The sequence below is a fragment of the Undibacterium sp. YM2 genome (assembly GCF_009937975.1).
GTDB lineage: Bacteria > Pseudomonadota > Gammaproteobacteria > Burkholderiales > Burkholderiaceae_D > Undibacterium.
In genome coordinates, this window is sequence record NZ_AP018441.1 from 5,508,742 (window position 1) to 5,531,717 (window position 22,976).

The following is a 22,976-nucleotide window of genomic DNA, read 5'->3' on the forward strand; positions in this document are numbered from 1 at the left end:
TCTTTGTATGCGATTAAGGAGTTGTACCAATGGAGCGCAGAGCCATTTCACGATTCTTCGCGTAATTCGGATTCATGCTCACGGCAATTTCATTGAGGATCGCAACCTGTGTCGCCAGGTTTTGCTCCACCCTTTCCTGCTGCACATAGGATTGATAATCCATCCAGCTTTTGAATGCCATCATCTTGTTCAGCTCACGCAACAGACCATTGGTATTGTATTGCGACAAGGTCAGATACCAGGACTGATCGACAAAGCGGTTTTCCACGAACAACTTCATGGCCTGCAAAGGCGACAAGGCTGTGATACCAGGTGCAACCAGGCCCATGGAATCTGGTGTCAGGCTGGGATCGACCTTGCGCATCAGGGCGCCATTTTCCATCGTCGCCAATGGCACGGAAGCCCTTGCAGCATAAGTATTATTGGCTGACAGCCATTGCTTGCCTGCGGCAGTCTTGGAAATTTCATCGACATTCTTTGGCGTATTCGGCGGTTCACCCACTACGTTGACCGCAAAACGTGATGCTGCAATCAGGCCTGCATCGTCCAGTGGTTTGTCAGCGGATGCCAATACCGTCTTGGAAGCATTGACCGGTGCCTGGTAATAACGCTTGCCTTCTGCACTGTTTTCCAGATAAATCATGTCGTCCTGATAGCGCTTGGCCATCTCTGCACGAATATCCGGCGCACCGTTGCGGAAGTAGTTAACTTTTTCCTGCACGCTTTGCGAGTCTGGTGAAACACCGCCCACAGCAGAACCCAGAGTCGTGGATGAGGCCAGGTCATAGCAATTGCGCTGACCATTGAGCATGGGGTCTTTGATATTCAGCAAGGCGATCGCAGCGGCTTCATTGATCTTGATATCACCATCAACGGCAATCTTGCCTTCTGCCAGTACCTTGGCTCTCGCGCCATTCATTTCAACGGCAGCCTTGACCTTGGCACCGGCACCCCAGATTTCAGGCAGGATTTGCAATTCGACGAGTTCAGTCATGGCGGCAATCACTGCGACCGCTGCAGCCTCCACTGCGGCAACTACTGCAGCACCTGCAGAAACCGCACCTGCCGCAGCAGCCACACCGTCACCGCAACAGGCATCAGCACGCAAAGGAATTAATGTGACTGGTACAGCAAGGGCGCATGACACTGCAATCGCCACGAATTTTTTATTCAGATTTTTCATCGCTTAACCTTTACTCATAAGCCAGGAATAGTCGATTGAGACTGGGCGGGCGCAGCAGGTGGCGGCGCTGGCGAATACACAGGTGGCGGGCTGGACGGCCCGCTGCCGACACTGACGAAGCTGCCAAAGGTATTCACGCCTGACTGGTTGATACCCGAGTTGACAGTACTGACTGCATTGCTGACTGCGCTATTCCACGCCCCGGTGGCCGCTGCACATATCTTCATGATGATGTCGTTGACCAGCTTGTCGATGAGCTGATTCAGGATGGCTTCAAATGCCGCCGTAAAACTGAAACTGGTAGGCAGATTGAAAGCCACTGAAATCAACTGGATATTGTTGAGACAGGAATTGATGGAGTCGTTGAAACGCTTGACAGGGTCGCCCGGCGCCGCCGCAGTTGCCATGTTTCTCGACGACTTGTTGATGGCGTCGTCCATATCATTGCCGCAGTTTTTTTGCGTTCTGGCCTTGGTTTCACTGGTGCCCAGTGCATTTGATGCACGCATGTTTTTTTGCGTATTCGCATCCAGTATCACCAGGCTGGAATCCACCGAGCCCACTGCACCCACAGTCGAGACACTGTCTGCCCTTACCATGGCTGGCATGATGGCGACAGAGACTATCAACAAACGGCACATCACATTTTTCACAATTTCCCGCATCACTAAGCTCCTTGCTTTCGTATCATTGTCTGAGCTGCTCAAGCGCATACATCCTGTTTATTCTGCCTATTTATGTTGCTTATTTATTTCGCTCATTTACTTCGTTTATTTACTCTACTTTTATACTGTCTTTTCTATCCCGCCCAACACAAGCGCCGCGCAAATTACAAGCCTGGTATCGCGGACGGGGGGCTAGCTGGCGCGGGTGCTGCAGGTGCCGGGCCAGGCGGCGCAGGTCCAACAACGACAACACTGCCAAAAGTATTGATACCTGATTGATTGATACCCGTATTAAGCGTATTGATAGCATTACCAACGGCAGAATTCCATGCCCCAGTCGCAGCAGCACATATTTTCATGATGACTTCATTCACCAGTTTTTCCATCAACTGTTTGAGTATTGTTTCAAACATTTGTGTAAAACTGAAACTGGTTGGCAAGTTAAACACCGCAGAAATGGTCTGTATATTGTCAAGACAGGCGTTCACGCTGTCATTCAGTTTTTTGACTGAATCACTGTATGTCATGGAACGGGCCATGTGCTGCTGCCCCTCTGTCAGAGAATCTTTTGCTTTTGTGGCACAGGGATCAATTGCTGCCAGCTCTGTCTGATTTGCCCCCACGACCCCATTCAGCTCCAAGGTTTTTTGTGCGCTTGCATCCAGCGTGGTAATGGTCAGATCGCCCACGCCGGACATGCTGTCAGCAGCACTGATACCTGGCATCAGCATCAACGATGCCATTATTAATGACCAGACTGACAGCAGTAATTTTTGAGAAATGAATTTCATCAGGCCACCCGCACGCGCCGTTCAATGGCAGCCTTCACTGCAGCCAGTCGCTCAGGTGCAAATACCGTTTGCAACAGCGCTGTCTTCCGTGCGAAGCGCAATCTGTCCATCATGAGCTTGAAAGCCACCCGGTCAATAGCAGTCACACCACCCTGCTCATACAGACGCTGCGCCTCATGCAGGAAATTAAATTCAATTTCAGGAAATCCGGTTTCCAGCCAATACACCAAGCGCAAGGCCCTGGACGAATGCAAATAGGCGAGTACAACCAGCAAGTCGTTGATGAAAGCCGCCTTTTGTCCAGACTGCACAGCCTGGGCCAGCATGGCTGGCATGGATGTCACCAGTACTGCCAACTCATCATCCATGGATGCATCACCATCCAGCACCCAATCCTCGGTAGCATCCATCGCGCCAATAATATACGGCGCACCGGGCGACACTTCGCTCCAGTACGTCTCCAAGCCTTTACTTGTTAAATCAACCATATATTATCCATGCCAGAAAATACAACACTGACGCATTATAACTACAGAATTATTTAAAGAAAATACCCTTGTACTTTTTACTTTGTTTCAAAAAACCTTTATAAGCAATAAGTTTTTTAAAAATATTATTTTACTTGTCGAGTTTTTACCATCAGGTTATCATTAATAATTGAAAAAGTGAAAGTAAAAAACTTAATGGCGGTAATTTTGGACAATAAGTCAACATTAAGAAATGTAAATTCAGCAACATCCGAAGCCGAGGCAACGGATGAATTTAGCGACAATTTGCAAAAACATAAAATGATAGAGGCAGCCCATCATGTTGCCGACATCATGCTGGGTCCGGTAGGTGGTGTACTGGTAGCGCACGCCTTGCATGCCGCAGATATGGCTGCAGAGTTGTACAACCAGCCTAATACGAACAATGCAAATGCCATCCCGTTAAACCAGCCGCATTTAACGTTGAATGGGGTGCCGACAGCAAAACCGGTATTAGTTCTTGATGCGAATGATGACCCCAGAAACCCAGGCAAGAAATTGAATAAGAAACCGAGTGAAAAAGTGCTCAGTGAAACCGAGAAACGCTATCACGAACGAGCCTTTAGTCAGGCTATGGATTTGACGCCAGCCATTCACCTGCCTTCGGACCGACCGGGTATGCCGACCGCCACGGCACGCAAGAGAAAACGAATTACACCGATTTAAAAGTACTTAGGGATGATTTAAACCATTCCAGCAAGAACATTGTCAGAGTCGCCCAACTGCATTCAGCCATTAAAGAGATAACCATGCGGATACCAAAACACTTTAGCAAATATGCCGTGCTTCCACTTTTATATTTCTTTCAGGTGACGAGTGCTTATGCAGGTAATTTCTGGGTACCCACCAAAGGAGACGAGGATTATTCGATAATGATCCTGAGGTACGTTTTCGGCGACGTCGTAAAAAATATTTATAACGGCAATATAGCCTCCAACGGTACTCACATCCTTTCCAGTTTGCTAGGCACCATGAATGCTGGCGTTCTGGTCATTGGCATGATTATCATGGCCTACACTTATATTGGTGGGGCGGTACATACTGCCAAGGACGGAGAGTGGCTGGGCAAAAAATGGGACACCATGATGGTTCCATTACGTACTGCTGGCGGCATGGCGATGTTGCTGCCAACGGTTGCAGGTTATTCTTTCTTGCAAGTAGTACTGATCTGGGCTGGATTACAGGCAGTTGGACTGGGCAGCACAATCTGGAAGACTGCATATAAGAATATCGGTGAACAAGCCTCTATTGCGCCCCCATTTCTTGCTCCAAATAAAACTGCAAAACAAGTATTCCTGATGGTAGCTTGCAAGCAGGCCGGTGATATGTACGGTATGAAAATCACTCCGAATGTTAATATTCCAGACGGAAAAATTATTTACGCCGCCGAAGGATCCCAAGACGCCGGTAGTGCGGGCTATTGCGGCACCATACAGTGGAGTGCTTCGAGCCTGATAACGAAGCTGGCCAATGCAAAAAACACCCTGATTGGTTGCGACAATTTCTTCTCTAGTGAGACAGGCTGCACAACATTGCTATCAGATACTGACGGTCAGCCAGCCTCAAAATTCAACGTAACCGGTTTTGAAGCCGTCAATTTGTTTAACGATGCGGACAAGTTAAAATTCGAAGCAAAAATGCGTGAGGAGCATGGAATAATTATTGCCAACATGCTCAAGAATCCGGATCTCATAGCGATGGCTGATGCCTTGCTACTGTCAACGGATGCCTCCAAAGTTGCGATGCTTCCGGGCAACACGTATCAAAGCACGCTTTCAGACATCCAGCTGCAATACGAAAAAGATTTGATAGCAAAAATTCAGTTGCACATGAAATCAATTTTGTTAAAAAATGGCTCCATCCAGGCTTTATGGGTAAGTCAGATGCAGGCAAAAATGGAAGACGCAGGATGGCTACATGCCGGTTCTTTTTACATGAAGATCGGCAACTTGAATAATGCCATTCAAAATGTGATCAATTCCTCGATTTCTACCGCTTATACCATCCCCAATATTGCCGGTATGCAGAACGAGAGTCAGAATTCCGCGTTCTCTGTTTTTCTGAACAATATCCAGCAAACTATCATCGGAACAAATGACCTTGCGAATAAGATAGAGAGTAACACTCCAGCAAAGTTCGATATATTCGATATCAGAAAAACCTGGAATAGCATCACTGATGGCATTTCCACAGGTATGTTGAAGTTCGCCATGGTAGGCGAAATTGGGAAAAATGGCCTGGATCCCCTGATACAGCTGAAGTCAATTGGCGATACTGCCATCGTGGCAGGGGAAATCATGCTGGTACAAGGTTCTGGTGCCTTGCCGTCCGGTGAAAAATCTGGCAACGCTACCACCATGTCGATTATTTTGGCAGCCCTGACAGGGATCATGTTGAGCATGGGCATGTTCCTTGGAATAATATTGCCCATGCTCCCCTATGTATTTTGGGTTTCTGGTGTCGCCTGGTGGTTAATCTCCTTTGTTGAGGCTGTCATTGCAGCGCCAATTTGGGCAATTGCGCACATGCATCCGGAAGGACACGATATTGCTGGCCGTGGCTCACCGGGCTACATGTTTGTCTTGTCTATCCTGGTACGTCCCGCATTGATGGTTATCTTCCTGTTTGCCGCCATGCTGTTGATTAAACCTATCATGACTGTCGTCAATCAAGGCTTCTTTCAATCAATCTCGAATATGACAGAAGGCTCGATGGTAGGCATCATGACTTTACTTGGGACATTGATACTGTATTCGGGCATCACTACCAAAATGATTATTACTGTGTTTGGCATCATCAATACCGGACCGGACAATATCATGCGCTGGATAGGTGGCAGTGACTCTGTCGGCAGTCAAGCACAATCAATGGCAGGCAATATCCATCAGGGCGTTGATGGTGCCGGCAGTCAGGCAGCAGCAGGGGTAGGTCAGGTTGTCAAAGGGGTTGGTGGCAAGATGGCTGCCAAACGCGGCAGCGTAGTATCCTCAGCGCAGTAAGCGCTTCATCATGCGCAAAATGCCATCCCTGCTCCCGCTATAGCATGGGCAAGGATGGCATATTCAATTCAGGTGTTTTGGCCAATAACGATAAAGACTTTGGCACAACAGTCTTGCGAAACCTGCGCTGCAAACTCGTCGATCTGAAATGCGTATTTGTGACTGCGTACAGGTTCGTACCTTAAGAAATCACTGTTAATTTAATGAAATTCTTATGGGTAAATCAGGCCAAATCTTCCAGCAAAACAAAAACGCCATATACATGCCAAAGAACTGTATATGGCGTTTTACAAATTCACCTGCAATCCAAAAAATTCAACCCTCTTTCTGGGCACCCGCTATAGAAAACAATTTCATGCTGTTCAGTGGGAGCTGGGATAGAAAAGGCAGCTTGGAGCCGACTTCACGTCCCCGCTTTGGGCGCTTTACCACCTGGTTGTCCTCCCCGGGAAACTGCAAGCCTGTGCCATCAAGCAAATCCAGATTCAATTCCCAGGACTTTTTGGACCGCTCTTTCCATATATGCAGGGCATGCTGGTAATACGTCTGCGCCTGCGGTTTGCTCCAGCCATTAATTCTCGCCAAATGCGTCATGGCCGCTTCAAATTCTTCATCACTCTTGGCCCTGCTCAGCTCTATATTCTTCACCGAGTGGCAACGAGGACATAAACTCATCAGGGCTGTAATTTTTTGCGTTCCCCTGGCTTCGTCATATTCAAACACTTCATGACATTCAACCGGGTGTTGATGACCCTGTTCAAAACCATTTTCCAGGCAGATCTCGCAACGGTACCCGGCCCGGACAAAAATCGCTTTCTTGAGACGGTTAAATTCTGCGTGACCAAGATAGCTGCGGACACTGGAAAAACGGCTGGAAAATGGGACAGGCTCTACAGACAGTACTGGACGGCTCAAGGGCACCTGCAACAGGTTTTCTGCGCTCGAAGCGGTAGTGACGATAGTCGGACGCAGGGCCGCCATTTTTTTCAATTCCTGCTGCAAGGCAGGCAATTCACTGACAAGCACACCAATTTCACTGGCCTGCTTGTTGACTACGCGGACATACGGGAATATGGCAGCCAGTTGCGTCAGGCCAAAATTCAATTCATCCCTGAACAGCAGTCCCTGCTCTTCATAGAAGTCTTCACGCCCCAGAATCCGGCGCTGCGCCAGTGACAAGGGGCCGAGTAAGCACAAGCGCTTGCTTTGCGTATCAGGGTCATAGGCCACCACCATACGCAAGGTGTGCATCGACAGGTCCGCCCACTTGGTCAGTGGCTGAGCTGCGGTTTCTGAAGATTTCAAGTCCTCATTCATGATTTCGTCCACTGAATGCTCCAAACTAAAACGCAATATCAATCTTTCTGTTCCGGGTTTTGCTGAGTCTGTTTCTTCAAGCTGGCACCGGAGCGCCAACCTGTTACATCCGTCTTGAATCCATGTACGATGTTCCGTCCTAACTGCCGCAAGGAACGCAAGCACCAGACAACTATGCGTGCAAACAATTTTTGCGGCCTGGTCGCCTCTGGATCAAGTTCAGATTGCTGATCGAAGGCATATACAACAAGACAAAGCAACACGACCACCAAAATCCAAAAGTAAACCATTTCTACCTCACACTGTCTTTTTTTCTTGCCGCCTTCATTTCCATGGGCCCTTCATTGTTGCAGAGAAGAATGTCCACATGATGAAAAATGCTGACTCGCTTGTTTAAATTTAGCTTAAAAAGACAGGAGTTGCCGTAGATTAATAATAACTATTCATGAATCTTGGCAAGCGTTTAAGCCACATATCTTAACCTAGCGGCCATATTCAGCCTATAGCACGAGGTTCAAACTGGTTTTGCTTTTGTTTCTATTTGCAAGCACACTTGACAAAAAATAAAATAAGTAATTAACAAGCATGCAGACCACTTCATGACTGTTCCTTTCTCATTCACAATACTTGAGATTTTGCTTGAAATACTGCTATGAAGCAGCGGCGATTTTAGCCATCGTTTCAACAGAACTCAGGCCGCAATTGCCGCTAGTTGCATGGCATCCCTGTCAGCCTGTTTTCCATCAATTCAAACACTGAATACCTACTCAAGTATGTAGATTGCAGCCTCATATTTCAGCAAGGTCCAAAGTCAGGAAACATTTGGTTTCAATTTTTTCTGATCATGCGCTCTATCTGTTCTACTTCAGGTTGCTCAGGGACAATGAAAGCATTGCGTTCACCACCACGCTGATAAATCAGCAGAGGAGTTCCTCTAAATTTGGTATCGCGTAAGAACAACAGATTTTGTGACAAGGACCGCGCCATCCTGTCATCCGGCGCGACCGACTTGATGGTTTTTCTGAACATTTTTTCGACGATATCGGTTTCACCGCGATTCAATAAAAAGTAGGCTGCCATCTGCGCCGATGGGCTTTGCATATTATTACCGCTTAATGAAATGACCGGTATCCAGCGTACGCGCAAGAGACCGCGCTGCACATAAGGCCGCAGCATTTCCCAGGTTTTGTGGCAATGCGGGCAGATAGGGTCAAAGATCACGTACACGATGTTATTGCCACTGCCCTCTTCTACCCATGCGGTAGATTTTTCTGCTGCGGCAAAAACCTTGTTCTTGAACTCAGTAGGAACAGTTTCCAGCTCACGGATGGTGGTGAGCATCTTGCTTTGCTCGGAAACCGTCTTATCGACTTCGCTTGCCTGCGTTGGTGACAATCCTGGGGCCGCAACAGGCGCAGCCTGGGCGACGCCTGCCTGCTCAGCCATCTCGATTTTGGTGATGGAGCCACCTGCAGAGTTAAAGACTTCGCCAGCCGCCAGGAATTTGCCGTTGGCAGTAACATAGAATATTTTCTTGCTGCCATTGCGTTCTACCACCAGGCCCTTGAAGCCGGAAGAAGAACGGAATTCCTTGACGATATTATTACCCTTACCCTGCATGATGCGGTTCCAGTCTGGCGCTGACTTTGGCGCAACACTCTTTTGTGACAAGGGCAGGCCGTCTTCACCAAATAGCTCACCTGAAAAAAGATAGTCACCGTTTTCAGTCACATAAAATGTCTTCTCGGCACCGCCAGCCTCGACGACCAGGCCACGAAACCCGGAAGGTGAAGAAAAATCCTTGACGACTTTGTTGCCGCGCGATGTCATGATTTTCTTCCAGTCCGTCGCTGCCATTGCAGACAGGGAAAGCGACACACCCAGCGCCATGAGCATACTTTTTACCAAGCGTTTCTTTTGCATTACATCATGCCTTCCATAAATTCGGCTTTCCCACTACATCAGTGTGAACAAACCCACGTTTTTTATATAAGCCAACACCGCCAGCCCTGAGGCTGAGAGCGGCACCGGCGAGATCCTCGACACTGACACCATCGAGCCAGCCATCTGCAGCGCCAGCATAGACATGGCCGGAATCTGCTGCTGCGCCTTCGGTCTGGTCATTCGTGACCCAGGAACGATAACCAGAGGTCAGGTGGTAATAACCATGTATGCCCTGGTTAAACCAGAAATGGCTCTGCACCGCTGTAATCAAGGCTGCCAGGCGCATATCCACCTGAACTACCCTGCTGCTCCTGACATCCCTTAAAAACCAACACAGGCGCTTGTAGCCTTCGGCATCGATACGGCCATCCTTACCCCAGAGCAAGAAGTCAGCCCGTTCAGCTGCATGCCACTTCGAGGCTTCGCGCGTCAGATAAATACGGCGCAATATGCGCCCTTCACCAGATTTCTCTGGATAGTAATAATCCGGCCTGAACAACTGCCCAGCTGCAACATTGGCAGCGCCCACCGTGGCAGGCAGGATCAGCCCCGCCGCAACAGCAAAGGATTTCGCCAGGAAATCACGTCTGGGTGACGGCACTGTGCTGGTATCCAGATTGGCTGGCGGCTTGTACATTCGCATGCCTACCTGACAGCGTATTTCTTGCTGAATGTTTCTACCAGGCTGCTTTTGCCGCTGCGTTTTGCCGGTGTAGGCTGGCAGGCATAAGAGGCGTTAGCAACAATGGCATTGATGACATGCGTGGCATCATTTTGCGCTTTCGAGGCATCCACACCCAGGAGCCTGTCCATCGCCACCAGAGCAGCATGGGTATGCTGCTGGTCTATCAGTATCTGTGTTTGCGTGGCCTTGCCATATTTTTCTTCCATGGCATACAGATCACTCAGGGTAGTGGCTGTTTGCCAGCCTGTTTCATACGCATTTGCAGGTGCCAGTTGCTCGTGCATGCTGGCCTGTATATCTGCAGCCCAGGGGGCGACCACTGCCTTGCTGGCTTCATCCAGACTATCATTGCTGCGGCCAAAAATGCTGATCACGGCACCATCAAATTCCTGTTCTGCCGCTTTTTTCTGGCCGGATCGTTTGCCAAACAGGGTACGTGCGGTGCGCTCTCTGATGCCTGTTTCCTGTACTGCTGGCGCTGCCTGACTCTCTGCTTTCACGGAAGCGGTATTGCTTGTGGGCTGGACGACAGCCGGTGCGCTTTCAGCGGCGGGCGTGGTCCTGGTGATATCAGCAGTTGCGGCTGTAACTACCGCTTCTTTCGCAGCCGCTACGTCTTTCTCTGCCTGCGCCTTAGCGACATCGGTTTTCTTTTTCAATGCTTCCGGCGACAAATCCCATTCTGCCATTTCACCATAGGCAGGTGGCTTGACTTTGATGAAGTGATTCAGCCTGTATTTGGTCAAGAGATTACGTTCATCGACCATGCCGCATGAGAACATGCGGGCGCGGATAATCCTGGATTTGAACAGGATATGTGCTTCACCCGGTTTTTGCTCTTTCAAGTCTTGCAGGGAACCGCGTGAACGCTGCTCCATGGTGGCATTCATATTGTCCATATAATTGGTGGACATGCCATTGGTGCTGGCTTGCATGCCGCCCATGACCATGACGTCAGCCATGCCTACTGACTTTTCAAAAATCTCGTAAGTGCGTTCTGCATCTTCCAGCTTCATGAATATCTTGATATTGCAGTTGGCGGCGATGGAGGCAGCATCTTCCTTGGAAGCCTTCTCGAAGCCCGGCATATCCTGGCTGGCGAATACCATGCTGAAACCCAGGCTACGTGCCTGCGCAGGCATGACGGCAACACCGGGCACGGCATAGGCACCATACTCATCAAGTATCGTCACAAACGGCGAAGGCGCATTGGTAGGGCGGTTATCCAGCACTTCCATCTTGCTGCCTTCCATCTGCGCACCAAGAGTAGCTGCCATCATGTTTTTCAGACTCATGATGACGACTTTACCCAGATTGGCCAGCTCGTCCTGAGACTTTTCCAGTGCAGGCAGCAAGACCACCAGGATGCGGCGATTGACGACGACGTCGTACAGATCGACTTCACCAAGATTGGTTTTAAAGATATGACCCAGCGTATCAGACAAGGAACCCAGCACGCGGGTAAATTGCATTTGCAGATAGCCATGCTGTTCCAGCGTCGTGGCGGATTGATCAGCACCTTTCTTTTCTACAAAGCCAGGCAGGGAACTCAGGTATGCCTTGATGGCAGCCTGGGCGCGGTCAGACAATTTGATCGGCGTGCCATCGATAGGGTTCTTGCCATTCGATAAGGCGACGATGTATTTCAATTGCATGAAGTCACGTATGACTTCGACGTCCAGCAAGATACGACCGGCATCACGCAGGGATACCAGGGCGATCATCAAACCGGTCAGCAGGGAGATCGCACGGCCTTTCCACATATCACCGCTACCGCCGGAATCACCCATGAGGCCGACCAGCAATTGCGTCAGCGCATCTGATGCACCAAAAGCAAAGGGATTGATGGTATTCGATAACTTGCTCAGTTGCGGACCTTCAATATCGCGTGAGCCTGTACCAAAATTGATGATGAGGAAATCATCTTCCCTGCCCATTGCACGACTCATGGAAAAGATCGTGGCAAACAGGCTGGCATCGCCTTTACCATCGACGAAAATAAAGCCTGAACCCTGCATCAGGGCGTTATAAGCCATGGAAACCAGTGTCACGGTTTTACCGCTACCGGTAGAACCAAAGATCAGGATGTGGGTACGCAGGTCATCATTATTGAACCAGAGTTCGGCATCGTCTTTTTTGCGGTTGCCAAAATGCGAAATACCCTTGGCCCAGGTGGGCTTGTCGGTTGCTGGATTAATTTCTTCAGGATCAATAATGCCTGAGCGGCCCTTGCCATCATTCGCAGCAGCGTCATAGTCAGTGGACATCGGCATGCGAAAAGGCAGGCTGTAATGCTTGAAGCTGGAGCGTATATACAGGAATAGCAGGATACCGAATGCGACGATGTATTCATGCCAGGTAGGCGAGATCATGGCGGCGGCGCCAATCACAAACATCAGTATGCTGGCAGCTTCCGGCTTGAAAAGAATATCTTCTTTTATTCTTTGTAACTGCGGACGCGTATCACGACGTCTGTGATGGGCCTTGACCTCATTTTCCGGCTCAAGACCTGCCTGTTGTGGTTGGGCCATACTTCCCTCAATACTCAATTATGTCGATAACATCTGCCAGTAACTTCAAGGGCCGTGCACCTGTCATACACCCGCCCTTTTCACTCCTGCACCAGGGCTGCCATTAAAAGCCGAAATTACCCTGGCTCTGTTCAGGCCTGGCTGCAGCACCCTGCGCTGGCGATGCTTGTGCAGTTTGTGCAGGCTCCATCGCTGTGCCAGGGCCACCGAGCATGGAGGATGGATCTGGCTGTGCTGGCATGGTTTGCGGTGGCTGTGCCATGAGTTCACTGCCGACAGTGCGGCTACGGTTGATGTTTTCCATCTGCCTTGCGACTTCCGGATTGCGCATTTCCATGCTGGTGGTAATTTCCTCCAGGGACTTTTGCGGTGGGCGCTTGATCATGGGAATGGTCAGCAGCAAATACAAGACGATAAGGGCGCCGAGAATTTTCCAGAACCGGGTTTTCCTGGCATTCAGTTTTGCCAGCTTGCGCAAGGCAATACCGGCACTTTGCATATTCGTAAAGGAGGCCAGCACCATGCCATGTTCCAGCCCGTTACCCTGTCTGACGATGAGGTGATAGGCATCATTCTTCAAGTCACTGACCAGGCCACTTGCCAGCCTTGGCAGGACACGGTCAGGCTGGATCGCAGGAGCCGGGGCCGGAGCAGCATCCACTTCACCCGCAGCGACTGGAACTGCCTGCGGTGACAGGGTAGATCCGCTTTCTATGGAAAATATCGAAAAACCCTGTTCTATGGATGGGAAGCGTATGACATTGGCCACTTCAACTTCGCGCGCACCTTCCAGCAAGATTTTTCCAAGCACAGTCAATTCATGCGAATTGAAGTTCTTGTTGACCTGTATAGCCTGATAGCTTTCAAAGCGATTGATCAGATTCTGTAACATTCCGTTTTCCTAAATAAAATCATGTTGAATTCAAAAGCCATCACACCTGGCTGCCATAGGTATCGAGGTATTCATCAAGATAAGACTCCAGGCCATCCAGCGCTGTCTTGACATAGGGGCGCATTACTTTGGCACCTGACTGCAGCTCGGCCTGATAATGGGCAAATATGCCTGCAGATTCCATCCAGCAGGTACGGCGTCCCAGGGCGTTGAACATATAGAACAGCGTGCGGTTGACCGGCTTGAGCCATAAGAATTCGGCTGAGGCCACGACACCACTGCTGCGTGCCTTGTCCAGCAGGGCCAGCATGGCAGTCGCCATATAGGCATGGCGCGCGAGTATCTTTACGATGACTTCGGTATTTCTATATTTTTCAAAACAAGCCAGGCCCAGTTCAGTATCGAATTTTTCCAGTGCCAGCTTCACCGACAGATCATTGCTGGCAACACCTGCTGCCGTGCTTGATGCTGATAACTGATTCAATATCTTCAGTGCAGTTTTCTTGTCACCACTGATCTTGGCCATGAAAGAACCCAGCAATGCTTTGAGATACGGAGGCAAATCATTGAACGAGACAAATTTGGGGCCAAGCTGTCTGATCAATGCGACCTCTGCGCTGGCGCGGTCAAGACGGCGCTTATCAACCGGCAAGCCACTGACAGGCGAAATCTCCTGATAGGTTTCCCATAACTGGTTTTTTTCTACCCACTCCTTGGGAGTCGTGCTCCAGGCCCAGCGGCCACTCTCCACTGGCACCTTCAGGAGATTGGCGTCCAGCACTGGTGTAATGCAGGGCCACAATGCCACTTCTTTTTTTGCCAGGCTGAACATGTCCCAGCGTCGTTTGAATTTTTGCGATGGATGCTTGAAGAAAATATAGACGCCCATGGCAATACATAACAGCATCGCCGGTATCTTGGTGTACTTGCCTATCAATTCACCATTGGCGGCGAACTCACTGTACTCGACCTTACCGTAAGGTACGCTGCCCATCCAATCGACTGCCGCACGCACATCGGCATCAAAAAAACCTATCAATGGCCCGGTCACATAAGAACGGAACAGGAAAACTGCGCCGACAATAAAGCCCTTGCCGACAAACCAGAGTATCAACACACCTGCGGCAAACAGCAGCATGGCCCACAGGCCCTCGTTGGAAGTATCGTTACCGGAATTACCTGCTTGTGGTGGCGGCATGCCCTGCTCCTGCGATTAAATATTCCCATCGGCCTTTGCTGGCATCATACAAAGCCAGTGACCGGAACCAGTTCAAAAATTCTGTGTCTCGTTGAATTGCCTGATATTTTTTATACACATTCCCTACGTAAGTGGAGCGGTAAGGCTCATTCGCCGAATGATATAAACCTATTGCGCACCACACATCCGATTTGCAGGTGAGATACCTGAGCTTGAAAATATTCGCCCCTACATAGGCATTCAGGCAGTTATCTTTCAATACCCTGCTCAAGGGGATGCGATGCTCAGCCAGGTACTGCTTCCAGCTCGCATCATTGATCTGGAAACGGCCATAATCCTGCGTACGGTTGGCATTGCCTGAAGTACGTACCGATGAACCGCGTTCCTGCGCATAAATCGCCAGCAGTGCCATGGATGGCACCTTGTAATACTCAGAAGCACCTTTAATACAGGAGTAAAAGGCTGGCTCAGAGCTGGTATCCACTGGCGCAATATAGGCATCCACGAACCTGTCCTCAACTATTATTGTGGTTCTTGTTCAGATCGATGACCTTGGAAGACTCTTCTGTACGCTTGCCCGCATCGGTTTCTGTTTTTTCACTCAGCCCGGCACTGATCTCCCTGACACTTTCAGACAAGAAGGGAAACAGTATTCCCAAATACTCGGCAAATGAGAAAAGGGCGCGGTGACGTATCTGGGTCAGGCGAAAATGGGCGACCAGCCATCTGGTACCTATCATCAGCATGACGGCCATGGAAGTCACCAGATGTGTGACAGGGTTTTCTGAATATGGGGAACCGCAGGCAAACAGGAAAGCGATTGCTGTCAGCAAGGCATAGATAGTCGTTTCTTTTTTTCGGTATTCCAGAAATCCGGCAATATCATCCTCAGTCCAGCCCAGGCGCTCCTGCGCTTCATTGAAACTTTCTTCCCTCTCCGAACGCGCACTGGTAAACAAGCGCTTGAATGCGCTCCGGGTAATACCTGCCGCTTTCTGTGCATCGCCAGAAGGAACAAGTTTGCGCCTGAGTGGCGATGCTTCTTTTTTTTCCGTCATTGGAGCTCCACAAACAGCAGCGATTAAGTATTTTCCGTTACAGGCTCAGGCATGGGCGTAAGCACCATCTGGAATAAATCCAGCAAGCCGTTGGCATTGACTATCTTTTTTTCTTCCAGCTCTTCCAGCAAACGTCCATCATCTATCTCAAAACGCCAGTCTTTCACTTTACGGTAACTGTACTGGTGCATGCGTTCGATAGCGTCATGTACAAACAATAAAATCACGGAAGGTGACACCAGCAGGCCAGCATCTGAAATCTGTGCACGATAACCCGTGCGGCTCTGGAAACTGGGATCAGGAATCCAGTCTATGCCAAAGCCCGGGGCCAGCGTGCCTTGTGCTGGCGCGACGGCATAATCGCCTTCAAAAAAAGTATCTTTGTAGTGCCGCTCCGCCAGGTACAGCATGGCGGGAAACAGGCCCTCTTCACCATACACCCAGTCATTTTCACTACGGCCATAGACGATGCCATCATGGACACGACCATCCGCATTATTGGCAAAGAAAATATATTGAGGCGCAAGCAGAGATTCCATGGTGTCGCGCAATACAGGCAGGCCATTGATGTTGTCTGCTGCGCTCGTGACTGCTGCATTCATTTGGCACGTATCTCCAGAATTTTCAATTCGCAGACCTGATTCATGGCATCCAGTGCCAGTTTTTTATCGACCTTGCCTATCAAACCCAGTTGCACTGCACGGTTTTGCGGAGAAATGTAATACTGGTCTTCAACCAGGGTGCCAAACAGGGTACTGATGTACTGCATGGGCTTGCTACCCGCTTCACGGACAAAGGGCAGGCGCATGACCTGCTCGCTCAACTGCCGGGCTTTTTCTTCATAAGGTGGGAAAGGCTCGCCACGTGACCCGGCCAGCAATGCGCCCATGGCAACGTCAGAGAAACCCGCGCAGATCTGGCTGGCCTGTGCCATGGAAAATACGGAGGGAACACCACTGGCTGTATCTTTTTGACCAAACGGGTTCTGCGCAGCAGCACCAGTAGCAGGCGTGGCCGTGGCATTTCCACCAGCCAGTTCCTGCGGTGCGCCTGTGGGTTTTGACATATCCAGGGACGGTACTGCAGTATTCGCCTGAGCATTGCCAGACAAACCAAAATCACCACTTACAGTTGCCGCAGTCTCATCACTCTTGCCACTATTACCTGCCATACCGGCATAAGCCACCACTGCACAAGAAAGTACGATCAGCAGCAAAGCTGCAAGGCCAGCATATTGCAAGACCTGAGGCTTGCCACCGCCCTCAGGGACATACATGCGCGTGCCCAGCAACAGCAAACCCAGGATAAAGAAAGAAGTAGCTGCGTAAACCATGGGCTTTATTTACCTGAACGGAAATAGTCAACGAAGGCCGTCTTGCCTGCCGCTTTTTCCGCTGCGATACGCTCTTGCTCATCACGCTGCGCTTCAGCAGCTTCGGCCATCGCATCTCTGAGTTCTATACGGATATAACGCTCTTTTTCAAACACCGTAATCTGCACGCTTTTTGTACGCAAGCGTTTGCTGTCTTGATATTGGTGGAAATTATTTCTTCCCTCATCGGAAAAATAAGCCAGGTCTTCCATGGCGGCATACAGGTTGCCAACAAAGCTGCCATCAGACTGCACGTAAGGGTCCCAGCCCAGCGGAATACGGGATTCAAAGCGGAAGGCATAACGATGCGCCCAGGCATCCACATGCTGCCCGAGAGTCTGGCCACGTTCATAAAACCAGGTGTAATTCATGGTCACGGGGTCTGCTTTGGCATGGTCTGCGGCTTGAGCAGGTTCGAGCTTCATGTCGCGCATGAAAGGTGAAGGCGGCTTTGCCGGCAATTCGACTATGCCCTTGAAATTGTTTTCTGGAATAACTTCACGATACTGCGCTGTTGTTTGCCGTGTGGCACAGCCCGATACAGTGAGCGCTGCCATCACTACTACCATAGAAAAAACTTTCACCTGTCACTCCTCTATACAGCGAATCCGACTTGATAATCCAGCGATACCGGCACACGTTCTATTAAATTCACCGCGTAACCACCCGACTGCTCCAGCTTGACCAGACCGCAGCCATCGCGAAACAGGAAAGACATGGCAAAGGCCTGCTGTCCTTCCGTGCCATACATGCCAACTGCCCTGGCTATCATTTCATTCATGACATAGCGGGTGTTCACATGCAGGGATTTGATGTCATAGTCCAGCACAACTGTGGCAGACACCGCAACATCCACCTGCAACTGCCCGTCTGGTCTTGACAGAAAAATCATGCAGTTGCGAAAGCAAAATGGGGCAATCACTTCTGCATCCAAAATCATCTGCACATCCAGCAAATATTGCACACAGAGTTGCACTGCTTTTTGCAGGGCAATCTTTTCTGCAGGCTTTATAAGCACGGCCTCTTCACCAGTGAGCAGATTCGATTCCAGGTTCACAGCAAACGCTCTACGCAAGTAAATTAAAAAAGCAGCCATTGGCTGCTTTACTGTTCAATACAGATATATGTGACTGGTGTATGCGCCGACTTTCTGCATGACCAGATCAGACTGGTTGCAGGCCGGACGAATGCAGACTCAGGATGCTTTCATGCAACCTGCCGCACCGGGCAGGCAATCTGGCAAAACATCTCGGTCAGTTGATTGTCCATCCATTCAATTGTGCACGTATCCGGCGCAAAAGCAGGACAAAGAAATCATCATCTTTACATTCGCATTTTGTGGCGCAGGCAGCAGCACCACCCCCATATATGAGGCAAAGTTTAGGCGAATGAAAATCAAAAGTCAAACGATTTTCCGCAAGTACCTTTCAGACATGGGAAAACCTTCTGCAAGCAGGGCTGTGACGGCGTGGTCGTGCTCTTCCAGGCGATTGCATTTGATCGCCAGTTCAGCAAAATTTGCCGAAAAAGCAGGAATGGAACCACCATATCTGGCATCAACTATCCAGTTGACGAACCTCCTTAAATTCCCACTGGCAATCTTTTTTTCCGACCACTCTTTGACACGCTCAAAATTATGCAGAACCAGAAGCTCAGGACGCGGCACCTTGACGACAAATTCACCGATGGGGTCGGAACATATCTTGTCTTCGTAAAACTCATAATCACCGTTGGTCTTGAGCATTTCATACGGAGGATGCAGGGATTGCACCAGCATCAGTTTAATATCGCCCTCACCCAGCTCCAGACCATAAGAGTACTCACCTGCGACAAACACCAAGGGAGGCCCCGATTCAGACTTGATTGCTTCCAGCGTGAAAGCACTTGAATAACATAGCCCTGTTGCATTCTTGAAATGCAGGCTGGCCAGACGTATTGCATGCCGCATCAGAATGGCCTTGCCATCCGCCATCTTGTCAGTGGGTATATATACGCCGTGTGCCACACGTTGTATCAGTGCTTTTTGTGCCAGGTAGTAACTTTTATTTTTTGCGATATTGGTCCCGACTATCATGAGCTCGGGAAACACTTCATCCACCACCACTTCCTTGGCAGGTGACTTGCGTCGCGCTGTCACTTTCTCTACTTTCTCAGGCACAGTTTTACTTGATTTCAATTACAGACTTCCTCGACAAAAACAATGATTACGAAACGGAACTCATTTAGTGAGCATGAGTGAAATGCGTCCTAGTATATTCTGAATCAGGGCTCGTCCAGCGATTCACATACACACTTAACAACACCTGCCTTTCTTTAATGTGCAGACACATCATGAAGTATTTGCATTTTTTACTTTGGCAGGCAGATAAAAAGGCAGATATGCATGCGTTACTGCACTCACTTTTGAGCCATGTTATGGCCTTTGCGGCAAATATCAGACGTCATTGTGTTACATTTTGTAAGACGCTCACAAGCTCCATGCCAAGACCGCACTTATGCCCGACAATGTAACTCATAAAAAATCGTGCGCATGCTTCCCAAATTTAGCTATGTCAACGAATCCGCTCACGGGACGTTTTGATGAACGTTGCATTTGCTCCTGAATTCAGTCTGGAAATAATAAGCTTGCGTTTTTACCAGTTGAATTTCTGAAAAGTGCCCTCATTTGCACGCGGTATATCAAAAAAATTTGTCGCACTCATTCCTCTGGATATGAGTGACATCAGAGCAAAGAAATTGATTTGAATTGGGGTGTGTACGGATACTTGCATCGCTTGATATTGATGACTGCAATGAAGCAAGACATGAAATACAGCAGCGCACGCGGCCGGATGGTCACAGTTTGACTTTCCTACTTTAATTTCGTAATATCTCGCGTGCTAAAAATAAAAAATTGCTCGAATGGAGCAAGAGGACAAAGATGAGTGGCTCAACTATCGATCTTACGGAGGAAGATATTCTTGATGTACTTCGCCGTAATGGAGTTGATCCTGAATTTGTCTCTCCAGAGCAACTAGACCGCATTTTTGAATATGTTGAATCGGAAGAAGACCGCGTTCTTTCGGGGGTACTTTACTTTGAAGACCCCAAGCAAATTCAAATGTATGCGCGTGTCGAAATCGCCAATATATTGCGCGAAAAGGGCATACTCGAAATCAAGCCCGAGCTTGCCATCACAGTCACCGGCGCCTGCCTGATCAGTACTGATATTTTCGAGCGCTACAATAAAATTCGTGCCGAAGTTGAAAAACTGGAAAAATTCGGAAATGTTGCCATCACCATTAATCCTGGTGTCGATGGTGACAAATCGGCACATCAGATCAGTGTAGATATTCATGAAGTCGCATTGGAGAACGTCAATGCGGCCTCTCTGATCACGGATGCACTGTCAGAAATTTCCAAGCGTGCCATGCTCGGCGGCAGCTTTCAAGTCAACTTCATTGAACAGCGTGAAGACACAGCAACACATCAACGCAATATCGATAGCGGCATCATGCCAGCCAAACTGGAAGTCATTGATTTTGGTTACGGTAGTGATGGCGATGAAAAGTTTGCAGAACGCACCTACAAAGACGTGGAAGGTGATTTCTTCACACTGCGCCGTGAGGCAGGCGGCTATTCCCAGTTCAGCGTGATTGGCCCCTACCAGAATGCCAGCGACAAGAATAATGCGACTGTCAGCACACTCAATGGTGATAACTGGACCAAGGTAGAACCTGAACTGTTTGAGTTAATCAATCAAAAGCTTGAACAAACTGCCACCGCCAGAAGCACCCCAAAAATGTAATGCAAAAGTGCAGGCATTTATCTGGCTGCCACCTACTTTTGCCTGACCTCTTTCGCGCTCACTGCACTCTTCTTGCTATCGGCAATGGCCTGCGCTACTGACTTGGGTATTTCTGTGCTTGAACTGGTGGCATAAAATGGCCAGGGGCGCGATGCCGGACATTTGTACTCTATCGTTTTTTTATCTTCGGCCAGGCGCCAGGCTATCCTGGTCTTGGCTGACAAGCCCCTGCAATCACCAACGGGATTCTGCACCTCGGCAGCGGTGATCTCACCCTCATACCTGAAGGGATAGGAAAAACGCTCAATAGCGGCAGCAAAGAACCACAGCGTTGCCATCAGCAACCAGATTCTGACGAATAAAACAAGATCCGAAATTTTCATGGGCAAGCCAAGCAGGCAAATTTGATATAGGGTGCGAGCCGCGATGAGTGCGCACGCAAGCAATCACGGCAGACAGATTATCTGCCTTCCCCATTTTACTTACAAGCAGGCGGCTACCCTGATACAACATGAGGCAGCCAGCGTATGAGACCTGCCAGTGTCCGGCTTATTTCATCGACAATGCGGCATCTTTCGCCAGTGATTTGACTGGCGGTTCTGTAACTGAAGACATCAGCATCTTTGACGGCGTAAATGGCATATCCATCTTGCCACCCTTGTCGAGTTTGCCCAGACCTTCCTTCAACACCCCGGAAGACATGACAGACTCTGCCAGTTTTTCCACACCTTTTTCCATCACTTTTTGACCTACATATTTTGCGGCCATGCTGGCCAGGACTGGCAATGCCATACATCCTCCCTATATAAACGCTAAATACGCGCTAAGCCCTTAGCGCCAAAATTGAACACGAACTAGCTCCCGCAGAGCCTGCCTCAGGCGCGAATCGACTCCCGCCGCCCCAGAGCAGCCCCATACAGCAAGCCCTCCAGCCTGAAATAAGTCTGGGTCTCACGCACCATGGACGCATCTGCCGTTGATTTTGCAATCACGTGCAAGAGGCGCGATATAAATCCAGGTTCAGGCAAATGCCCAGTGTCTGACTGCTTGAAGAACACAGCATCCACCATGGAAAACAATTGCATTTCGTCCTGATTCAAAAACGCATCACTACTGGTGACCACGACAAAAAAAGCTGCCAGCACCCTGCACAAAGAATAACTGCAAGCACTCTCATTCGCCTCTGCAACGTTGACAAACTGCAGCGCCAGGGCTTCCAGGCCCGCAACATCCTTGTTCCGCAGAAAAGCCAGCAGAGCAGCCTGATAGGCTTCACGCGACAAGCCATGGCAGGCATGTTGCACGCTCTTGTACAAGCCATCCTCAATGTCCCAGAACACATAAGGAGCAAAAAAATTGCCACAAGCCGGTGGCAAGCGGCCTGAGACATCAGACAACAGCAAAACCTCTTCATAAAAAAACAAAGTAGGCCCGGCACCGAAGCGAACGGCATCTCTCAGATATGAAGTCAGTATCGTCATTGCGCGCTTGAATGCACGCACCTCCCGCGTTCCCAGTACGGCTTGTGCAAATGTATGCTGGATTTCTTTGGCGAATACCGTAGGTGCGACAAATCCGGCGACCCTCAGCATATCTGTCGCATAAGATAAACCTGAATACACTAAAGGGTCTGGAGTACCGGCATTATTCGAAATGATCTTTCCCACATCACCGAGTGCAGCAACCGCACTTTCAGTGGCAAGGGAAGAAACCATATCAAGTTCATGCCGCCACATCAGTCTCAACCTTTTCAGTCATTTGAAAATACGACAGTAAAAAAAGCCAATCGAGGCTCACGAGAATAGCGCATCTGACATCGTCACTCAGACAAAAACCCTGGCACCATACCCCTTCCGGCGCAACAAGCACTGCAAGCTCACATCAAGCCAATGATTATACAAACAAAAGTAACAAAATCAAGAATAATATATTTGTAAACAATTCTAATTATTGCCTCCCCTTGGCCGTGGATGATCAGCCAATGATGGCAAAAAGAATGAATGGAAATTAAAAACTTGCTTGAAATA

24 protein-coding genes are annotated in these 22,976 nt (G+C 49.3%); 3 read left to right on the top strand and 21 right to left on the bottom strand.

Annotation, left to right across the window (positions count from 1 at the left end; all coding sequences use genetic code 11):
- Positions 1 to 13: 13 nt before the first annotated feature.
- The 4 genes from UNDYM_RS25265 to UNDYM_RS25280 form a co-directional block, all read right to left on the bottom strand.
- The gene (locus tag UNDYM_RS25265; protein ID WP_162043591.1) at positions 14 to 1,183 is read right to left on the bottom strand and encodes a hypothetical protein; all 1,170 of its coding nucleotides are present in this window, start codon (positions 1,181 to 1,183) and stop codon (positions 14 to 16) included.
- Between the two features lie 14 nt (positions 1,184 to 1,197).
- Entirely contained in the window at positions 1,198 to 1,848 is a 651-nt protein-coding gene (locus UNDYM_RS25270; RefSeq protein ID WP_162043592.1) for a hypothetical protein, read from the bottom strand.
- 164 nt (positions 1,849 to 2,012) lie between these two features.
- A complete protein-coding gene (locus tag UNDYM_RS25275) occupies positions 2,013 to 2,639 on the bottom strand; it encodes a hypothetical protein (protein ID WP_162043593.1) in 627 nt (208 codons plus the stop codon).
- Positions 2,639 to 3,127 carry a hypothetical protein gene (locus tag UNDYM_RS25280; RefSeq protein WP_162043594.1) on the bottom strand — a complete coding sequence of 163 codons (489 nt, stop codon included), beginning with the start codon at positions 3,125 to 3,127 and terminating at the stop codon, positions 2,639 to 2,641. The genes UNDYM_RS25275 and UNDYM_RS25280 overlap by 1 nt, the downstream gene beginning before the upstream one ends.
- Before the next feature lie 177 nt (positions 3,128 to 3,304).
- Here UNDYM_RS25280 and UNDYM_RS25285 point away from each other — a divergent pair, with 177 nt between their 5' ends.
- Together UNDYM_RS25285 and UNDYM_RS25290 are read left to right on the top strand one after the other, a co-directional pair.
- Positions 3,305 to 3,832, top strand: a complete 528-nt coding sequence (locus UNDYM_RS25285; RefSeq protein WP_162043595.1) for a hypothetical protein — start codon at positions 3,305 to 3,307, stop codon at positions 3,830 to 3,832.
- Positions 3,833 to 3,915: 83 nt separating this feature from the next.
- On the top strand, positions 3,916 to 6,165 hold the full coding sequence (locus UNDYM_RS25290) for a DotA/TraY family protein (protein ID WP_162043596.1): 2,250 nt from the start codon (positions 3,916 to 3,918) through the stop codon (positions 6,163 to 6,165).
- Positions 6,166 to 6,480: 315 nt separating this feature from the next.
- Here UNDYM_RS25290 and UNDYM_RS25295 read toward each other — a convergent pair whose 3' ends face one another.
- From UNDYM_RS25295 to UNDYM_RS25360, 14 genes are all read right to left on the bottom strand, one after another.
- Positions 6,481 to 7,482, bottom strand: coding sequence for an HNH endonuclease (locus UNDYM_RS25295; protein WP_162043597.1), 1,002 nt, complete (start codon positions 7,480 to 7,482; stop codon positions 6,481 to 6,483).
- Positions 7,483 to 7,520: 38 nt separating this feature from the next.
- Positions 7,521 to 7,772, bottom strand: coding sequence for a hypothetical protein (locus UNDYM_RS25300; protein ID WP_162043598.1), 252 nt, complete (start codon positions 7,770 to 7,772; stop codon positions 7,521 to 7,523).
- Positions 7,773 to 8,310: 538 nt separating this feature from the next.
- Entirely contained in the window at positions 8,311 to 9,405 is a 1,095-nt protein-coding gene (locus tag UNDYM_RS25305) for a hypothetical protein (RefSeq protein ID WP_162043599.1), read from the bottom strand.
- Positions 9,406 to 9,409: 4 nt separating this feature from the next.
- Complete coding sequence (locus UNDYM_RS25310; RefSeq protein WP_162043600.1) at positions 9,410 to 10,063, bottom strand: DUF882 domain-containing protein; 654 nt, start codon at positions 10,061 to 10,063, stop codon at positions 9,410 to 9,412.
- Positions 10,064 to 10,071: 8 nt separating this feature from the next.
- Complete coding sequence (locus UNDYM_RS25315) at positions 10,072 to 12,642, bottom strand: type IV secretory system conjugative DNA transfer family protein (protein ID WP_162043601.1); 2,571 nt, start codon at positions 12,640 to 12,642, stop codon at positions 10,072 to 10,074.
- Positions 12,643 to 12,745: 103 nt separating this feature from the next.
- Positions 12,746 to 13,534, bottom strand: a complete 789-nt coding sequence (locus tag UNDYM_RS25320) for a hypothetical protein (RefSeq protein WP_162043602.1) — start codon at positions 13,532 to 13,534, stop codon at positions 12,746 to 12,748.
- A gap of 40 nt (positions 13,535 to 13,574) precedes the next feature.
- Positions 13,575 to 14,732, bottom strand: a complete 1,158-nt coding sequence (icmP, locus tag UNDYM_RS25325) for a type IVB secretion system coupling complex protein DotM/IcmP (RefSeq protein WP_162043603.1) — start codon at positions 14,730 to 14,732, stop codon at positions 13,575 to 13,577.
- Complete coding sequence (locus tag UNDYM_RS25330) at positions 14,710 to 15,237, bottom strand: lytic transglycosylase domain-containing protein (RefSeq protein WP_162043604.1); 528 nt, start codon at positions 15,235 to 15,237, stop codon at positions 14,710 to 14,712. Before UNDYM_RS25330 ends, icmP begins: the two co-directional genes overlap by 23 nt.
- A 10-nt stretch (positions 15,238 to 15,247) precedes the next feature.
- A complete protein-coding gene (locus tag UNDYM_RS25335) occupies positions 15,248 to 15,790 on the bottom strand; it encodes a hypothetical protein (protein ID WP_162043605.1) in 543 nt (180 codons plus the stop codon).
- Positions 15,791 to 15,813: 23 nt separating this feature from the next.
- Positions 15,814 to 16,392: a hypothetical protein gene (locus UNDYM_RS25340; protein WP_162043606.1), complete on the bottom strand. Its 579-nt coding sequence runs from the start codon at positions 16,390 to 16,392 to the stop codon at positions 15,814 to 15,816.
- The gene (locus tag UNDYM_RS25345; RefSeq protein ID WP_162043607.1) at positions 16,389 to 17,123 is read right to left on the bottom strand and encodes a hypothetical protein; all 735 of its coding nucleotides are present in this window, start codon (positions 17,121 to 17,123) and stop codon (positions 16,389 to 16,391) included. Before UNDYM_RS25345 ends, UNDYM_RS25340 begins: the two co-directional genes overlap by 4 nt.
- Positions 17,124 to 17,128: 5 nt before the next feature.
- Positions 17,129 to 17,746, bottom strand: a complete 618-nt coding sequence (locus UNDYM_RS25350; protein ID WP_162043608.1) for a hypothetical protein — start codon at positions 17,744 to 17,746, stop codon at positions 17,129 to 17,131.
- A gap of 11 nt (positions 17,747 to 17,757) precedes the next feature.
- Positions 17,758 to 18,258: a hypothetical protein gene (locus UNDYM_RS25355; RefSeq protein ID WP_162043609.1), complete on the bottom strand. Its 501-nt coding sequence runs from the start codon at positions 18,256 to 18,258 to the stop codon at positions 17,758 to 17,760.
- A gap of 306 nt (positions 18,259 to 18,564) precedes the next feature.
- Positions 18,565 to 19,338, bottom strand: coding sequence for a hypothetical protein (locus UNDYM_RS25360; protein WP_162043610.1), 774 nt, complete (start codon positions 19,336 to 19,338; stop codon positions 18,565 to 18,567).
- 744 nt (positions 19,339 to 20,082) lie between these two features.
- Here UNDYM_RS25360 and UNDYM_RS25365 point away from each other — a divergent pair.
- Positions 20,083 to 20,949 carry a hypothetical protein gene (locus UNDYM_RS25365; RefSeq protein WP_162043611.1) on the top strand — a complete coding sequence of 289 codons (867 nt, stop codon included), beginning with the start codon at positions 20,083 to 20,085 and terminating at the stop codon, positions 20,947 to 20,949.
- Positions 20,950 to 20,981: 32 nt separating this feature from the next.
- Here UNDYM_RS25365 and UNDYM_RS25370 read toward each other — a convergent pair whose 3' ends face one another.
- The 3 genes from UNDYM_RS25370 to UNDYM_RS25380 form a co-directional block, all read right to left on the bottom strand.
- Positions 20,982 to 21,332: a hypothetical protein gene (locus tag UNDYM_RS25370; RefSeq protein ID WP_162043612.1), complete on the bottom strand. Its 351-nt coding sequence runs from the start codon at positions 21,330 to 21,332 to the stop codon at positions 20,982 to 20,984.
- 166 nt (positions 21,333 to 21,498) lie between these two features.
- Positions 21,499 to 21,741, bottom strand: a complete 243-nt coding sequence (locus tag UNDYM_RS25375) for a hypothetical protein (RefSeq protein ID WP_162043613.1) — start codon at positions 21,739 to 21,741, stop codon at positions 21,499 to 21,501.
- 83 nt (positions 21,742 to 21,824) lie between these two features.
- The gene (locus UNDYM_RS25380; RefSeq protein ID WP_162043614.1) at positions 21,825 to 22,664 is read right to left on the bottom strand and encodes a hypothetical protein; all 840 of its coding nucleotides are present in this window, start codon (positions 22,662 to 22,664) and stop codon (positions 21,825 to 21,827) included.
- Positions 22,665 to 22,976 lie beyond the last annotated feature (312 nt).

What these genes read in the sequence shown, in the direction of transcription:
- UNDYM_RS25320 (WP_162043602.1), bottom strand. Translation starts at nt 13,534, where the DNA reads ATGTTACAGAATCTGATCAATCGCTTTGAAAGCTATCAGGCTATACAG.
- UNDYM_RS25355 (WP_162043609.1), bottom strand. Translation starts at nt 18,258, where the DNA reads ATGGCTGCTTTTTTAATTTACTTGCGTAGAGCGTTTGCTGTGAACCTG.
- UNDYM_RS25280 (WP_162043594.1), bottom strand. Translation starts at nt 3,127, where the DNA reads ATGGTTGATTTAACAAGTAAAGGCTTGGAGACGTACTGGAGCGAAGTG.
- UNDYM_RS25345 (WP_162043607.1), bottom strand. Translation starts at nt 17,123, where the DNA reads ATGGTTTACGCAGCTACTTCTTTCTTTATCCTGGGTTTGCTGTTGCTG.
- UNDYM_RS25275 (WP_162043593.1), bottom strand. Translation starts at nt 2,639, where the DNA reads ATGAAATTCATTTCTCAAAAATTACTGCTGTCAGTCTGGTCATTAATA.
- UNDYM_RS25370 (WP_162043612.1), bottom strand. Translation starts at nt 21,332, where the DNA reads ATGAAAATTTCGGATCTTGTTTTATTCGTCAGAATCTGGTTGCTGATG.
- UNDYM_RS25310 (WP_162043600.1), bottom strand. Translation starts at nt 10,063, where the DNA reads ATGTACAAGCCGCCAGCCAATCTGGATACCAGCACAGTGCCGTCACCC.
- UNDYM_RS25305 (WP_162043599.1), bottom strand. Translation starts at nt 9,405, where the DNA reads ATGCAAAAGAAACGCTTGGTAAAAAGTATGCTCATGGCGCTGGGTGTG.
- UNDYM_RS25335 (WP_162043605.1), bottom strand. Translation starts at nt 15,790, where the DNA reads ATGACGGAAAAAAAAGAAGCATCGCCACTCAGGCGCAAACTTGTTCCT.
- UNDYM_RS25375 (WP_162043613.1), bottom strand. Translation starts at nt 21,741, where the DNA reads ATGGCATTGCCAGTCCTGGCCAGCATGGCCGCAAAATATGTAGGTCAA.
- UNDYM_RS25380 (WP_162043614.1), bottom strand. Translation starts at nt 22,664, where the DNA reads ATGGTTTCTTCCCTTGCCACTGAAAGTGCGGTTGCTGCACTCGGTGAT.
- UNDYM_RS25290 (WP_162043596.1), top strand. Translation starts at nt 3,916, where the DNA reads ATGCGGATACCAAAACACTTTAGCAAATATGCCGTGCTTCCACTTTTA.
- UNDYM_RS25300 (WP_162043598.1), bottom strand. Translation starts at nt 7,772, where the DNA reads ATGGTTTACTTTTGGATTTTGGTGGTCGTGTTGCTTTGTCTTGTTGTA.
- UNDYM_RS25315 (WP_162043601.1), bottom strand. Translation starts at nt 12,642, where the DNA reads ATGGCCCAACCACAACAGGCAGGTCTTGAGCCGGAAAATGAGGTCAAG.
- icmP (WP_162043603.1), bottom strand. Translation starts at nt 14,732, where the DNA reads ATGCCGCCACCACAAGCAGGTAATTCCGGTAACGATACTTCCAACGAG.
- UNDYM_RS25340 (WP_162043606.1), bottom strand. Translation starts at nt 16,392, where the DNA reads ATGAATGCAGCAGTCACGAGCGCAGCAGACAACATCAATGGCCTGCCT.
- UNDYM_RS25295 (WP_162043597.1), bottom strand. Translation starts at nt 7,482, where the DNA reads ATGAATGAGGACTTGAAATCTTCAGAAACCGCAGCTCAGCCACTGACC.
- UNDYM_RS25270 (WP_162043592.1), bottom strand. Translation starts at nt 1,848, where the DNA reads ATGCGGGAAATTGTGAAAAATGTGATGTGCCGTTTGTTGATAGTCTCT.
- UNDYM_RS25365 (WP_162043611.1), top strand. Translation starts at nt 20,083, where the DNA reads ATGAGTGGCTCAACTATCGATCTTACGGAGGAAGATATTCTTGATGTA.
- UNDYM_RS25265 (WP_162043591.1), bottom strand. Translation starts at nt 1,183, where the DNA reads ATGAAAAATCTGAATAAAAAATTCGTGGCGATTGCAGTGTCATGCGCC.